This window comes from Streptomyces sp. NBC_01341 (assembly GCF_035946055.1).
Taxonomy (GTDB): domain Bacteria; phylum Actinomycetota; class Actinomycetes; order Streptomycetales; family Streptomycetaceae; genus Streptomyces.
Genome location: NZ_CP108364.1, coordinates 4,211,735 through 4,224,915, shown reverse-complemented (window position 1 = coordinate 4,224,915; position 13,181 = coordinate 4,211,735). Strand labels below are relative to the sequence as shown.

At 69.8% G+C, this 13,181-nt stretch carries 15 protein-coding genes; 6 read left to right on the top strand and 9 right to left on the bottom strand.

The annotated features are described in order from the left end of the window. Nucleotides 1–28: 28 nt before the first annotated feature. Nucleotides 29–436 (top strand): PLD nuclease N-terminal domain-containing protein, encoded by a 408-nt coding sequence (locus OG206_RS18730; RefSeq protein ID WP_327117522.1) that lies wholly within the window; start codon nt 29–31, stop codon nt 434–436. A 26-nt stretch (nt 437–462) separates the two neighbouring features. On the opposite strand, the gene OG206_RS18725 is transcribed toward OG206_RS18730, so the two are convergent. Next, complete coding sequence (locus OG206_RS18725; RefSeq protein ID WP_327117520.1) at nt 463–903, bottom strand: MarR family winged helix-turn-helix transcriptional regulator; 441 nt, start codon at nt 901–903, stop codon at nt 463–465. 166 nt (nt 904–1,069) lie between these two features. Between OG206_RS18725 and OG206_RS18720 the strand changes: the two genes are divergently transcribed. Together OG206_RS18720 and OG206_RS18715 are read left to right on the top strand one after the other, a co-directional pair. Then, nucleotides 1,070–1,765, top strand: a complete 696-nt coding sequence (locus OG206_RS18720) for a type 1 glutamine amidotransferase domain-containing protein (protein ID WP_327117518.1) — start codon at nt 1,070–1,072, stop codon at nt 1,763–1,765. Next, nucleotides 1,762–3,084 carry an aldehyde dehydrogenase family protein gene (locus tag OG206_RS18715; protein WP_327117516.1) on the top strand — a complete coding sequence of 441 codons (1,323 nt, stop codon included), beginning with the start codon at nt 1,762–1,764 and terminating at the stop codon, nt 3,082–3,084. Before OG206_RS18720 ends, OG206_RS18715 begins: the two co-directional genes overlap by 4 nt. Nucleotides 3,085–3,154: 70 nt before the next feature. Here OG206_RS18715 and ccsB read toward each other — a convergent pair whose 3' ends face one another. The 7 genes from ccsB to hemL form a co-directional block, all read right to left on the bottom strand. Then, the gene (gene ccsB / locus OG206_RS18710; protein ID WP_327117514.1) at nt 3,155–4,237 is read right to left on the bottom strand and encodes a c-type cytochrome biogenesis protein CcsB; all 1,083 of its coding nucleotides are present in this window, start codon (nt 4,235–4,237) and stop codon (nt 3,155–3,157) included. Next, nucleotides 4,234–5,940, bottom strand: coding sequence for a cytochrome c biogenesis protein ResB (gene resB / locus OG206_RS18705; RefSeq protein ID WP_327117512.1), 1,707 nt, complete (start codon nt 5,938–5,940; stop codon nt 4,234–4,236). The genes ccsB and resB overlap by 4 nt, the downstream gene beginning before the upstream one ends. A gap of 4 nt (nt 5,941–5,944) precedes the next feature. Continuing rightward, entirely contained in the window at nt 5,945–6,715 is a 771-nt protein-coding gene (locus OG206_RS18700; protein WP_442805950.1) for a cytochrome c biogenesis CcdA family protein, read from the bottom strand. Further along, entirely contained in the window at nt 6,715–7,320 is a 606-nt protein-coding gene (locus OG206_RS18695; protein ID WP_327117508.1) for a TlpA family protein disulfide reductase, read from the bottom strand. Before OG206_RS18695 ends, OG206_RS18700 begins: the two co-directional genes overlap by 1 nt. Nucleotides 7,321–7,387: 67 nt before the next feature. Continuing rightward, a complete protein-coding gene (locus OG206_RS18690; RefSeq protein WP_327117506.1) occupies nt 7,388–8,644 on the bottom strand; it encodes a hypothetical protein in 1,257 nt (418 codons plus the stop codon). Nucleotides 8,645–8,830: 186 nt separating this feature from the next. Continuing rightward, entirely contained in the window at nt 8,831–9,520 is a 690-nt protein-coding gene (locus tag OG206_RS18685) for a histidine phosphatase family protein (RefSeq protein ID WP_327117504.1), read from the bottom strand. Continuing rightward, complete coding sequence (gene hemL / locus OG206_RS18680; RefSeq protein ID WP_327117502.1) at nt 9,517–10,824, bottom strand: glutamate-1-semialdehyde 2,1-aminomutase; 1,308 nt, start codon at nt 10,822–10,824, stop codon at nt 9,517–9,519. The genes OG206_RS18685 and hemL overlap by 4 nt, the downstream gene beginning before the upstream one ends. A 293-nt stretch (nt 10,825–11,117) precedes the next feature. Here hemL and OG206_RS18675 point away from each other — a divergent pair, with 293 nt between their 5' ends. Continuing rightward, entirely contained in the window at nt 11,118–11,726 is a 609-nt protein-coding gene (locus OG206_RS18675; RefSeq protein WP_327117500.1) for a hypothetical protein, read from the top strand. 75 nt (nt 11,727–11,801) lie between these two features. Here OG206_RS18675 and OG206_RS18670 read toward each other — a convergent pair whose 3' ends face one another. Further along, the gene (locus tag OG206_RS18670; protein WP_327117498.1) at nt 11,802–12,155 is read right to left on the bottom strand and encodes a hypothetical protein; all 354 of its coding nucleotides are present in this window, start codon (nt 12,153–12,155) and stop codon (nt 11,802–11,804) included. Nucleotides 12,156–12,266: 111 nt separating this feature from the next. Here OG206_RS18670 and OG206_RS18665 point away from each other — a divergent pair, with 111 nt between their 5' ends. Beyond that, entirely contained in the window at nt 12,267–12,620 is a 354-nt protein-coding gene (locus tag OG206_RS18665) for an STAS domain-containing protein (protein ID WP_327117496.1), read from the top strand. A 184-nt stretch (nt 12,621–12,804) separates the two neighbouring features. Beyond that, nucleotides 12,805–13,173 carry an ATP-binding protein gene (locus OG206_RS18660; RefSeq protein WP_327117494.1) on the top strand — a complete coding sequence of 123 codons (369 nt, stop codon included), beginning with the start codon at nt 12,805–12,807 and terminating at the stop codon, nt 13,171–13,173. The last annotated feature ends 8 nt before the right edge of the window (nt 13,174–13,181 follow it).

The window sequence follows — 13,181 nt, the reverse complement described above, 5'->3', positions numbered from 1 at the left end:
CCCATCTCATCTCGGGGGATCCTCCACGATGCTCAGGGCCTTGATCTATCTGCTGCCGCTGGCGCTGACGGTCTACGCGTTCATCGACTGCCTGAACACCCCGGAGGACGAGGCGAAGCACCTGCCGAAGGTGGCCTGGATCTTCATCATCCTGCTGTTCTGGATCGTCGGTCCGATCGTCTGGCTCGCCGCGGGCAAGCTGCGCACGCCGCCCACCGGGGGGCGCACGCCCTCCGAGTGGCATCGCTCTCACCGCACCACGTGGGTCGCGCCCGACGACAACCCGGAGTTCCTCAAGTCGCTGAAGGAAGAGAACAAGAAGGACGAGTCGCTCCTCAAGGACTGGGAGGCGGACCTCCGCCGCCGCGAGGAGGAGATCAAGCGCCGGGAGGGCGGCAAGGCCCCCGAGGACCCGGCTCCCCCCACCGGCGCGTGAGCCGCTGCCCTGACGGCGTCACGTCCTCATGACGAGAGCAGCTGCCCCAGCCGGTTCAGCAGGGGCAGCAAGGCCGTGCGCTCCTCGGGTGTGAGTGCCTCCAGGGCACCGTGCACCACACGCATCTCGGCGCGGATGCGGTGCGCCAGCTCGGTTCCCTCCGCCGTGCGGGAGGCCACCTTGGAGCGGCGGTCGCCGGGTGCCGGGGTGCGCGTCACCAGACCGCGGGCCTCCATCCGGCCGATCAGGCCGGTGGCGTTGGACGCGTCGCACACCAGGTGACTGGCCAGCGCGCTCATGGGCATGGGGTCATTGAGGGCGATCAGCGCCCGCGCCTGTGAGGAGCTGAGGCCATGCCGCCCGGCGACGACGGTGAGATCGTCGTGGTGGCCCCGGACGACGACCGCGAGGGGCTCCAGCAGCTCGTCCGGATCAGGCACGGCGCGGGGTGCCGGTTCCGTCGTCATGGTCGGTCATCCTTCGGTCGGGTACGCGTGGTCCGGGCGCCGGCCGGTCCGGTGCACCACGCCCCGCATTCATTTGACATGCTCAACTTTTGCCCGTTACATGATCTCTATTGCTTGAGCATATCAAGCTTTCCTGTACGTCTGCGTCTCGTAGGGAGCACACCCCATGACCTCCGTACTCTTCGTCCTCACCGGTGCCGACCGCTGGACCCTCAACGACGGCAGCGCCCACCCCACCGGATTCTGGGCCGAGGAACTCGCCGCCCCGCACCGTGTCTTCACCCAGGCCGGCTTCGACATCACCGTGGCCACCCCCGGCGGAGTCGCCCCCACCGTGGACACGTCCAGCCTGGCCGCCGAGGCCAACGGCGGGCAGGAGCAGGCCGACGCCATCGCCTCCTACCTCGCCTCGATCGACGAGACGCTGCGCATCCCGGCCCGGCTCGAGGACGTCGTCCCCACGTCCTACGACATCGTGTTCTACCCCGGCGGCCACGGGCCCATGGAGGACCTGGCCGTCAGCGAGGTGTCCGGGCGTCTGCTCACCGCGGCGCTGGACTCGGGCACCCACGTGGCCGTCCTGTGCCACGCCCCCGCCGCCCTGCTGCCCGCCCGCCGGGAGAACGGCGACTGGCCGTTCGCCGGGTACCGCATGACCGGATTCAGCAACGCCGAGGAGACCCAGGCGGGCTTCGCCGAGAAGGCGCCCTGGCTGGTGGAGACCCGGCTCGTCGAGCTCGGCGCCGACTACGCCGCGGCCGAGCCGTGGGCGGTGCACACCGTGCACGACCGCAACCTGCACACCGGTCAGAACCCGGCCTCTTCCGAGCAGCTGGCCCGCGAGATCGTGGCGGCACTGTGAGCGCCGGGACCGCCGTGGAGACTCCGGCCGATGTGGTCGCCCGGCTCCGTACGGCCTTCCGTACCGGCCGCACCAGGGACCTCGCCCGACGCACCGCCCAGCTGACGCGGCTGCGCGCCCTGCTGACCGAGCGCGGGGACGAGCTGGCCGAGGCCCTGAGGGCCGACCTCGGCAAGAGTCGCAAGGAGGCCTACCGGACCGAGATCGACTTCACGGTCCGGGAGATCGACCACACCCTGGAGCGCCTGGAGGGCTGGCTGGAGCCCGAGCCCGCCCCCGTACCGGCGGTCCTCGCGGGGGCCACCGCCCACACCGTGCAGGACCCGCTGGGGGTCGTCCTCGTCATCGCACCGTGGAACTATCCGGTGCAGTTGCTGCTCGCGCCCGTCGCCGGTGCGCTGGCCGCGGGGAACGCGGTCGTCGCCAAGCCCAGCGAGCTGGCGCCCGCGACCTCCGCCGCCCTGGCGCGGCTGCTGCCGGAGTACCTGGACAGGGACACCGTCGCCGTCGTCGAGGGCGGTGTCCCGGAGACCACCGCACTGCTCGCCGAGCGCTTCGACCACATCTTCTACACCGGCAACGCCACGGTCGGCCGGATCGTGATGGCCGCCGCCGCGAAGCACCTCACCCCGGTGACGCTCGAACTGGGCGGCAAGTCCCCGGCGTTCGTCGACCGCGGCACGGACCTGAAGACGGTGGCCGCGCGGCTGGCCTCCGGGAAGTTCCTCAACGCCGGCCAGACGTGCGTCGCCCCCGACTACGTCCTGGCCGATCCGGAGACGGCCGGCGCTCTGGCGGACGCCCTGGCGGCAGCGGTCGAGGATCTGTTCGGCGAGGACGCTTCGGTCAGCCCCGAGTACGGCCGGATCGTGAACGAGCGGCACTTCGACCGTCTGGTGGGCCTCCTGGGCTCCGGTCGCACGGTGACGGGCGGGGCCCACGACCGGGACGAGAAGTACATCGCGCCCACGGTGCTGGCCGATGTCGCCCCGGACTCCCCCGTGATGCGGGAGGAGATCTTCGGTCCGGTCCTCCCGATCGTCACCGTGCGCGGGCTCGACGAGGCCATCGCCTTCATCAACGACCGGGACAAGCCGCTGGCGCTGTACGCCTTCACCCAGGACCCGTCGGTGCGGGCACGGCTGCTGTCCGAGACCTCGTCCGGCGGGGTGGGCATGGGCCTGCCGCTGGCCCATCTGACCGTGTCCGACCTGCCGTTCGGCGGGGTGGGCGAGAGCGGCATGGGCAACTACCACGGCCGGTACTCCCTGGAGACGTTCAGCCACCGCAAGGCGGTCCTGGACACCCCGCTCGGCTGAGACCCCGTACGCCACGAGGGCGCGACCGCGGTGATGCGGTCGCGCCCTCGTGGCATGTGGAGCCGTGCCGTCAGACCCCGGCGTAGGAGTGCTTGCCGGTCACGAAGATGTTCACGCCGTAGTAGTTGAAGAGCCAGCAGCCGAACGCGATGAGCGCCAGGTAGGCCGCCTTGCGTCCCTTCCAGCCGGCCGTCGCGCGGGCGTGCAGGTAACAGGCGTACGCGACCCAGGTGATGAAGGACCAGACCTCCTTGGGGTCCCAGCCCCAGTACCGGCCCCACGCGTCGCCCGCCCAGATCGCACCCGCGATGATCGTGAAGGTCCACAGCGGGAAGACGGCGGCGTTGATGCGGTACGAGAAGGTGTCCAGGGACTTCGCCGCGGGGAGCCGCTCCAGCACGGAGGAGGCGAACCTGCCGGGAGTCCCGCCGTTCGCGATCTTGTTCTCGTAGCTGTCGCGGAACAGGTAGAGCAGCGTGCCGACGGCCCCGAGGTAGAACACGGCGCCGCAGATGATGGCGGTGGAGACGTGGATCCACAGCCAGTAGGAGTGCAGCGCCGGCACGAGCTGGTCGCTGTCGGTGTAGAGCGTGGTGGTCGCGATGCCGAGGTCCAGCAGGACCGTGGTCACCAGCAGCAGGCCGATCCAGCGGACGTTCTTCCGCAGCGCCAGCAGGATGAGGTACGCGCCGACCGCCACCGTGGAGAAGGTGATGGAGAACTCGTACATGTTGCCCCAGGGGGCACGCCGCACCGACATGGCACGGGCCACGACCCCGCCGGTCTGCACGGCGAAGGCGACGACCGTCAGGGAGACCGCGATCCGCCCCCACAGGTCGCCCTTGAACGTCCCGCCCGCGGCGCCGGGACCGTCCGGTACGTCACGGGACCCGGCGGCCGAACGGGTCACGACCTTGGGGCGTTCCAGCACCGCGGTGCTGCCGCCCTGATGCCCGATCCGCACCTGGGGGGTGGAACCGGCGGCCGCCGGCCCGCTCAGCGCGGCGGCGGTGCGGCCCACCTTGCTGCGGCTGCCGAACACCCACTCCGCGATGTGTGCGAAGAAGGCCAGGGTGTAGACGGCCATCGACGAATAGATCAGCACATTGCTGGTGTGTGCCAGATTTTCGTTGGTTGCGGCGGCGAGACTCACTTCTCAGCCCCTTCGGCAGTTTCTTCGGCAGGTTGTCCGGAAGGTCGTCCGGGCTCGGGATCGGGATCGGGCGCGCTCGGCGCCGTGTCGTGCAGTGCGGCCGCCAGGCCGGCCAGTTCCTCGGGCAGCTTCGCGGACTCGCTGCGGCCGAGGCCGGCCATCTCGACGACGGTGACGCCGTCCGCGCCGCGCACGGCCCGCACCCACACACGGCGTCGCTGGATGAACAGCGAACCGGCGAGGCCGAGGATGGCTGCCACGGCGCCGGTCAGGGCCCAGCCGCTGGCGGGCTGGCGGGAGATCTGGAAGCTGGCCCACTCCTCGACGCTCTCGAAGGTGATCGAGCCCGCGCCGTCGGGGAGCTTCATGGTCTCGCCGGGGCGCAGGCGCTTCTTGAGTTTGTCCCCGTTGCTGTCCTTGAACTCCTTCATCTTGGACGTGTCGAGCTGGTAGACGTTCTGCGGCAGCCCGGAGTCGACGCCGAGGCTGCCGTAGTAGCCGTTGAGCGCGAGGACCGGATAGTCGGCGCCGGGGTACTGCGAGAACATCGTCCCCTTGCCGTCACCGGCGAACGTCGGGACGAAGAACGCCTGGAACCCCAGCTGGGTCTTCTTGCCGCTCTTGTCCTTGTAGCCGTCCATCACCTTGATCGCGCCGGTCGAGGTGACGTTGTTGTCGATGGGCAGCAGGGGAACCGCGTTGCGGTAGACCTCCTTGCCCCTGCCGTCCTTGACGGAGATGACCGGGGCGTAGCCGTGCGCGTTGAGGTAGACCTTCGTGCCGTCGACGACGAGCGGCTTGTTGACCTCGATGACCTTCTTCTTCGGGGCGCCGTCTGCGCCCTCGGAGTAGGTCACGCGTGCCTCGTACGTCCGGGGCGTGCCGCGCTGCGGGCCGTTGCGCTCGTAGGTGCCGACGAACTCGTCCAGGTCGAAGCTGAAGGGGGTGAGGTCGTCGTTGTCGAAGAGCGAGCCCGACTTGAAGTCGTCGTACTGGGTGATCGTGTTGGCGAAGCCGTCGCCCTCGACCACCAGTTTGCCGCCCTCGGACTTGAAGAGCTGTCCGCAGGCGAACGCGACCAGCATGACGATCAGCGCGATGTGGAAGAGCAGGTTGCCCGTCTCGCGCAGGTAGCCCTTCTCCGCCGCGACCGCCTCGCCGACGGTGTGCGAGCGGAAGCGCCGCCTGCGGAGGATCCCGAGGGCGGACTCGCGGACCTGCTCGGGGGACGCCTCGGTGCGCCAGGTGGTGTACGCGGGCAGCCTGGTCAGCGTCCTGGGGGCGCCCGGTGGGCGGCCGCGCAGCTGGCCGACGAACTGGCCGGTGCGCGGGACGATGCAGCCGATCAGCGAGACGAACAGCAGGATGTAGATCGCGGAGAACCACACGGAGCTGTAGACGTCGAAGAACTGCAGCTTCTCGTAGAGCGGAGTGACCGTGGTGTGGGCCTCCTTGAAGGTCTGCACCTTCAGTTCGTCCACGCTGTTCTGCGGGATCAGCGATCCGGGGACGGCGCCGAGCGACAGCAGGAAGAGCAGGATCAGCGCGACCCGCATGGAGGTGAGCTGGCGCCAGAACCACCGGGTCCAGCCGATGACGCCCATCGAGGGTACGGAGGCGGCGGATTCCTCGCGCGGGGCGGTGGAGAGCTGTGCCCCCGCCGCGCCGAGGTCGCGCTCGTCCGTGGTGTGCGTGTTGCTCATGGACTCAGATCCCCACAGTGAAGCCGTTGGACCAGACCTGCATCTCCTGGATGAGCACGTCCCACGCGCCCGTCAGCAGGAGCACTCCGGTCACGATCATCATGCCGCCGCCGATGCGCATGACCCATGCGTAGTGGCGCTTGACCCAGCCGAACGCGCCGAGCGCCCGGCGGAAGGCGACCGCCGCCAGGACGAAGGGGATACCGAGCCCGAGGCAGTACGCCACGGACAGGACCGCCCCGCGGCCCGCCGTCGCCTGGTCGAACGCGAGGGCGTTGACGGAGGCCAGTGTCGGGCCCAGGCACGGGGTCCAGCCGATCCCGAAGAGGGCACCGAGCAGCGGCGCCCCCGTCAGGCCGGTCACCGGCCTCTTGTGGATGCGGAACTCGCGCTGCGTCATCCAGGGCATGAGCCCCATGAAGAAGATCCCCATGAGGATCAGCAGCACGCCGAGGACCTTGGACAGCGTCCCGCTGTACCCCTGGAGCGTCTGGCCGAAGAAGCCGAAGAGCGCGCCCCCGGACACGAACACGACGGTGAAGCCGAGGACGAAGAGCGAGGCACCGGCGACGGTCCTGCCCCGTCGCCGCTCGGCGAGGTCCGCGCCGCTGACCCCGGTGACGTAGCTGAGGTAGCCGGGCACCAGCGGCAGGACGCACGGCGAGAAGAAGGAGACGAGACCACCGAGCAGCGCGATGGGAAGCGCCACTATGAGGGCCCCGTCGGCGACCGTCGCGTTTCCGCCGGCGACCGCGGCCAGCTCGATCGCCGGGATCACTTCTCTGCGACCAGCGGGTCGATCATCTCGCGCAGCTTCGCGGCGTCGAGCGCGGCGAGCGAACGGGCGGCGATCCTGCCGTCCCGGTCGACGACCACGGTCGACGGGATGGCCTGCGGGTTCAGGGTGCCCTTCGGGAAGCGCAGGAGGAGCTTCCCGGTCGGGTCGTAGAGGCTCGGGTAGGTGACCCCGAAGTCCTCCTCGAAGCTCACCGCGAGCGACTTCTGCGGGTCGCGGGTGTTGACCCCGACGAACTGCACGCCCCGGGCCCCGGTCTCCTTCGACACCTTCTCGAAGTGCTTGGCCTCGGCACGGCAGGGGCCGCACCACGAGCCCCAGAAGTTGAGGACGACGACTTTGCCCTTGTAGTCGGCGATGTCGAGGGGCTTGCCCTCCAGCGTCATGCCGTCGAGCTTCGGCGCGTCGGCGCGGTCCGCCTTGGCGACGGTCGAGATCCCGCCACTGCCGGTCACGAAGTTCGTGTTGCCGCCACCGCCTGCCTTGGTGCCGTCGCCACTGCACGCGGACAGGGTCAGCGCGCCTGCCGCAGTGAGGGCGGCGAGCAGGGTGAAGCGGCGTCGGGATGCGCGGCCAGAGCTCATGTGAAAAGTTTCGCATGGCAGTTCCGGGGATCTTGCGCACCCCCCTCGGTGCCCGTAAAGCCCCTTGTCAGGCTTGATTAAAGAAGGCGTTCCAGCCACCGTCGGGTGCCTTGCCGACCTGGAGCGTACGAAGCTTCTCGAGCACCGCCGGATCCTGTGCGTCGAGCCAGTCGACGAACTGCCTGAAGGAGACGAGGCGCACATCCGGCTTGCCCGCGATGTGCTTGAGCGCTTCCTCGACGGCGTCCATATAGATGCCGCCGTTCCACTCCTCGAAGTGATTGCCGATGTAGAAGGGCGCGCGATTCGTCTCGTAGGCGCGGTCGAACCCGGCGATGTACGCCTGGGCGGCCTGGGTGCGCCAGCCCGGATAGCGCGAGGGCATGCCGTTGGTCGAATTCACCGACTGGTTGGCGAGGATGTTGTAGTCCATGGACAGGACTTCGAAGGTGTGACCGGGGAATGGGATGCCCTGCAGCGGAAGGTCCCAGACTCCCTGGCGCTTCTCCGGCCACATCTGGGTGCCACCGGGCGAGCTCGCGTCGTAGCGCCAGCCCAGCTGTTTCGCGGTGGGAAGCAGATTGTCCTGGCCGAGAAGGCACGGAGTGCGGCCGCCGACGAGTTCCTTGCGGTAGTCGAAGGGCAGCGGATCGAGGTCGGTCCAGCCGGAGTTCGTACGCCATTCGGTGACGAACGAGACGGCCTGGTCGATCTCGCTGCGCCATTGCTCGGCGGTCCAGTTGCCGACGGATCCCGATCCCCCGCAGAAATGCCCGTTGAAGTGGGTGCCGATCTCGTGCCCTTCGAGCCAGGCCTGGCGGACGTACTTCAGCGTCTGCTTGACGTGGTCGTCGGTGAGATAGCCGATGTCGGAGGCGCCCCTGGGGTTGTTGGGCGGGCGGTAGAGGGATTTCTTCGACTCGGGCAGCACATAGAGCCCGGAGAGGAAGAAGGTCATCGCCGCGTCGTGTTCCTTGGCGAGATCGAGAAAGCGCGGGAAGAGCCCGTTGCCGACCTCACCGGCCCCGTCCCAGGAAAAGATCACGAACTGCGGGGGCGTCTGCCCCGGTTCGAGTCGTACCGGTGCGGCGGGCTGCTTCGGCTGCTTTCCGGTGTCCGCCGTGGATCCGTCGCCGATGAGCCTGATGTTCTTCTCGGGAGGGCCTCCGCCGTTGCCGTGCGCCCCCTTGCCGCCTTTGCCGCTCTTCGTGGGTTCCGGCCGGTCACCGTCCGATGACCCGAGGGAGCCGCAGCCGGCCATCGAGAGTGCGGCTGCGGCTCCGAGTCCTGCCCCGAGCAGGCCCCTTCGGTTGATTTCACGCATAGCGTCCCCATCTGCGGTCGTATTACCTCAAGGCCATACAAACTGGCGATGGCTTAGATGAGGAAACCAACACGGTGGTTCCGCTGATAATCACAAAAGTTATTACGTGAACAGACCCTTACAGGTGCTGCACAGGATCGCCGGATCGGGGCCGCGCACCGCTCCCGGTGCGCGGCCGGTGGAGCGCTACGCCCCGAACGCCTTGGACTTCCCCTTGACCGGCTTCGCGCCCGCGAGCAGATGCGCCGGGACCAGGTCCCGCGCCGGCTCGGTGTAGGCGACCGACACGATCTTGTCGCCCTGGTAGGTGAAGCTCGTCAGTGAGGCCAGGGTGCACTCGCGCTTGCGCGGGTCGTGCCACAGCCTGCGGCCCTCCACGAAGCTCCGCACGATCCAGATCGGCAACTGGTGGCTGACGCAGACCGCCTCGTGCCCGCGCGCGGCGTCACGCGCCGCGTCGAGGGCGCCCATCATCCGCACGACCTGCTCGATGTACGGCTCGCCCCAGGAGGGCTTGAAGGGGTTGGTGAGGTGCTTCCAGTTCTCGGGCTTGCGCAGCGCGCCGTCGCCGACCCCGAAGGTCTTGCCCTCGAAGACGTTGGCCGCCTCGATGAGGCGCCCGTCCGTGGCGAGGTCCACACCGTGCGACGTGGCGATCGGCGTGGCCGTCTCCTGGGCACGCTCCAGCGGGGAGGCCACGACGTACGTGATGTCGCGCTTCTCCAGGTGCTCGGCGACCCGGTCGGCCATCCGGCGGCCGAGGTCGGACAGGCTGTAACCGGAGCGGCGGCCGTAGAGCACGCCGTCCGGGTTGTGCACCTCGCCGTGCCGCATCAGGTGGACGACGGTGATGTCCTGGTCCGGGTACTCGCTCATGCCGTGGCCTCCGATGCCGCGCGTGCGGCGGCCGGCAGGGCGGCGGCGATCCGCTCCATGGCGCGCTCGTCGTGGGCGGTCGAGACGAACCACGACTCGAAGGCGGAGGGCGGGAGGTAGACGCCCTGCTCCAGCATCGAGTGGAAGAAGGCCGTGAAGCGGAAGGCCTCCTGCTTCTTCGCGCCCTCGTAGTCGCGGACGGGCTCGTCGGTGAAGAACACGGAGAACATGTTGCTCGCCGCCGACACCGTGTGCGCGACGCCCTCCTTGGTGAACGCCTCGCCGACCAGGGAGCGCAGCTCCGCGGAGACCGCGTCGACCTTCGCGTACGCAGCGTCGTCGAGCAGCCTGAGCTGGGCGAGACCCGCCGCCGTGGCCACCGGGTTCCCGGAGAGCGTTCCCGCCTGGTAGACGGGACCGGCGGGTGCCAGGTGCGCCATCACGTCGGCGCGGCCGCCGAAGGCCGCGGCCGGGAAGCCGCCGCCCATGACCTTGCCGAAGGTCATCAGGTCCGGCCGCACCCCGTCGATGCCGTACCAGCCCGCCTTCGAGGTACGGAACCCCGTCATCACCTCGTCGGAGATGTACAGCGCGCCCTCGGCCGCGCAGATCTCCTTCAGCCCGGCGTTGAAGCCGTCCAGGGGCGGCACGACGCCCATGTTGCCCGGCGACGCCTCGGTGATCACACACGCGATCTCGCCCGGCTGCGCGGCGAACGCGGCGCGCACGGCCTCCAGGTCGTTGTACGGCAGCACGATCGTGTCGCCGGCCTGCGCCCCGGTCACGCCGGGCGTGTCGGGCAGACCGAACGTGGCGACCCCGGAGCCGGCGGCGGCCAGCAGCGCGTCGACGTGGCCGTGGTAGCACCCGGCGAACTTCACGACCTTGGCGCGCCCGGTGAACCCGCGGGCCAGCCGGATCGCCGACATGGTCGCCTCGGTGCCGGACGACACCAGACGCACCTGCTCGACCGGCTCGACGCGCGCCACGATCTCCTCGGCGAGCGCGACCTCGCCCTCACCGGGCGTACCGAACGAGGTACCCCGGGCCACCGCGTCCTGGACGGCCGCGACGACCTCGGGGTGCGCGTGGCCGAGGATCATCGGCCCCCACGAACACACGAGGTCGACGTACTCGCGGCCGTCGGCGTCGGTGAGGTACGGACCCGTGCCGGACACCATGAACCGGGGCGTACCGCCCACCGCGCGGAATGCGCGCACGGGGGAGTTGACGCCGCCGGGCGTCACGAGGGACGCGCGGTCGAAAAGCGTCTGTGAAACTGGGGCTTCGTATGAATACGCCACTTTGGTCCTGATCTGCGATTCGGGGGGTTCGGGGCCCGGCCGGATTTTCCCGGCCGCCGGTGAGCAGGGAGCACGCCCTCCCCGTATGAGGCTCGTACAACGAAAGGGCGTCAGTCTCCTCGCGTCTGCGAAACTGGGGCGTCATAGGGAAAGCTCACACGTGCCATGGTGTCAGAGGCGCGCACGGTCTCGCGGACAGGTGTTTCACGGCCCGCCCGTGGGGGAGGTCACTGACGATGATCGGGTTGCGCGGCGGGGCTGTGTCTCCTAAGAAGTAGTCGGGTGGATGAGATATGCATCGCGGTGGCGGAGTGGGCGAAGGGACCGACGGCCTGGGGCCCGAGCCTGCCCGGCGAGGGCGGCACCGGCGCAAGGCCGAACGCGAGGCCGAGCGCGAGGCCGAGCGGGTACGGGACGCACTGGCGGGCGGTGCCGACGGTCCGGGGATCAGGAGTGGTGGACGGGTGGGGGTGACCTACAAGTACTTCGGTGCCCCCGACGGGGCCACCGCGGCACGCGTGCCCATCTCGATGCGCCCCGAGGAACTGGGCGGCGACGAGCTGGGCATGGGCGGCATGTTCAGCAAGATCAAGCCCGAGACGGTCGCGGCCATGGTCCTCACCGGCATACAGGGCATACCCCTGCACAAGGTCCCGCCGCTGGAGCTGGTGGTGCTCCACCCCGACTACGCGGTGGTCAAGCTGCCCATGACGGTGGTCGACCCGCTGCGGGACGTCGGCGAGGAATCCGTCGGCGCGGCGGCCTTCATCTGGTCCACCGTCCCGGACCGCGGCGGGCCGCGCGACGCGTTCAACGTCTACCAGCTGCTCCACGAGTGGCAGGACTTCTCCCACCGCCTGCACGACGCGGGGCACCAGGCCTATTGCCTGGTGTGGCCCTGACCCGCGTCCTCCCCGGAGGGCCGGCCCCCTCGGAGGCCGGCGGTACGCCCTGTCCGCGTCACGTCCCCCGTCACGTCAGTGGTAACTGAAGTCGCCCACGGTCCAGGCGTCCACGTCCTCGATCGCGACCCGGTACATGCCGCCGGTCTCCGGGATGCCGACCGCGCCCTGGAGGATGCGGGCGACGTGGAAGTGCAGATGGGTCGGCGGCCCGTCCCTCCCCGCCCGCTCGGCGAAGATGGCGGAGAACTCACCCAGGTGGGCCGAGTCCGTCAGGACCTCGGAGACACGGCGGCTCCACACCGCCTCGGGGGCCAGCCGGCCGGTGATGACGGCACCGTTGGTGACCACGGTGAGGGACATCTGATTGCTGTGCCCGGACTCCACCAGTGCGGCGATGTCAACGAGCAGCTCGTCAGGCTTCGACATGGCAGCGGATTCTATGCACCGTCGCTGTGACGCTCCCAGCCGGGACACCGTCTGCGCCCACTCCGGGCAGGAGGCGGACGCCCACGCCGGACGATGTAGGAGGATGAGGCCATGACGGGAGACGAGAAGCGGGTGGTCGTCGAGACCGCACCTGCCGGGGCCGTACTGATCCGGGTCCGCGGCAGCCTGGACGAGTGGTCGGGTTCCACGGAACTGGCCGACGCGCTGACGGGTGCCGCCAACGGCGGCGGAAGCCGCACGGTGGTGGACCTCTCCGGGGTGGAGTTCGCCGACTCCGCGGGGCTTCACACCCTTCTGGACGGCCGTCGGCAGCACGGCGAGGCGGGCATACCCCTGGTTCTGGCCGGACCGATGCCCGCGACCGTGCACCGGCTGCTGGAGGTCACGGGCACGCTCGGCGCCTTCCACGTCGCGGACTCGGTGGACTCGGCGTTCAGGTGGTGACCGGCCTCGCTTTCCGTGGCCGTTTCGCGGGCGGCTGGTGTGACCGGAGGCCCACCGGGCAGGCGGAGAGTGCATGAACGGGGAACAGGAAAGGCCAGTGGACGGCATGGACCCGGGGAACGGCCCGGGAGACGCCGTCGGAAGCGCTGGGCCGTCGGAGGCGGCCGGGCGTGAGACGGTTCTCATGCCCCGGAACGCCGCGTCGGCCCGCGACACCGTCACACGTCTCCTGGCGTCCCGGGCCCTCGGACCCGCCGGGCGCCTGGCCGAGATCGTCGTGGCCGACGCACTCCTGGTGACCTCCGAACTGGTGACCAACGCCTTCCGGCACGGGGGCGGGCTCACCGGCTTCACGGCCGAACTCACCGACGAGGGGCTGCTGCTGGCCGTGGCGGACGCCAGCCCCGAGGTGCCGGTCGCATCCCCCCACCCCCCGCGGACGGCCCACGTCGGCGGCTACGGCTGGCCCCTCGTCTGCCGGCTGGCGGAGCGGGTGTCCATCACCTTCCACCCCGGCGGCAAGCGCATCGTCGCGCTGATCGCCCTGCCCTGACAACCGTC

What these genes read in the sequence shown, in the direction of transcription:
- OG206_RS18690 (WP_327117506.1), bottom strand. Translation starts at nt 8,644, where the DNA reads ATGCGTGAAATCAACCGAAGGGGCCTGCTCGGGGCAGGACTCGGAGCC.
- OG206_RS18695 (WP_327117508.1), bottom strand. Translation starts at nt 7,320, where the DNA reads ATGAGCTCTGGCCGCGCATCCCGACGCCGCTTCACCCTGCTCGCCGCC.
- OG206_RS18725 (WP_327117520.1), bottom strand. Translation starts at nt 903, where the DNA reads ATGACGACGGAACCGGCACCCCGCGCCGTGCCTGATCCGGACGAGCTG.
- OG206_RS18660 (WP_327117494.1), top strand. Translation starts at nt 12,805, where the DNA reads ATGCCCCGGAACGCCGCGTCGGCCCGCGACACCGTCACACGTCTCCTG.
- OG206_RS18685 (WP_327117504.1), bottom strand. Translation starts at nt 9,520, where the DNA reads ATGAGCGAGTACCCGGACCAGGACATCACCGTCGTCCACCTGATGCGG.
- OG206_RS18670 (WP_327117498.1), bottom strand. Translation starts at nt 12,155, where the DNA reads ATGTCGAAGCCTGACGAGCTGCTCGTTGACATCGCCGCACTGGTGGAG.
- OG206_RS18665 (WP_327117496.1), top strand. Translation starts at nt 12,267, where the DNA reads ATGACGGGAGACGAGAAGCGGGTGGTCGTCGAGACCGCACCTGCCGGG.
- OG206_RS18730 (WP_327117522.1), top strand. Translation starts at nt 29, where the DNA reads ATGCTCAGGGCCTTGATCTATCTGCTGCCGCTGGCGCTGACGGTCTAC.
- OG206_RS18720 (WP_327117518.1), top strand. Translation starts at nt 1,070, where the DNA reads ATGACCTCCGTACTCTTCGTCCTCACCGGTGCCGACCGCTGGACCCTC.
- resB (WP_327117512.1), bottom strand. Translation starts at nt 5,940, where the DNA reads ATGAGCAACACGCACACCACGGACGAGCGCGACCTCGGCGCGGCGGGG.
- OG206_RS18675 (WP_327117500.1), top strand. Translation starts at nt 11,118, where the DNA reads ATGCATCGCGGTGGCGGAGTGGGCGAAGGGACCGACGGCCTGGGGCCC.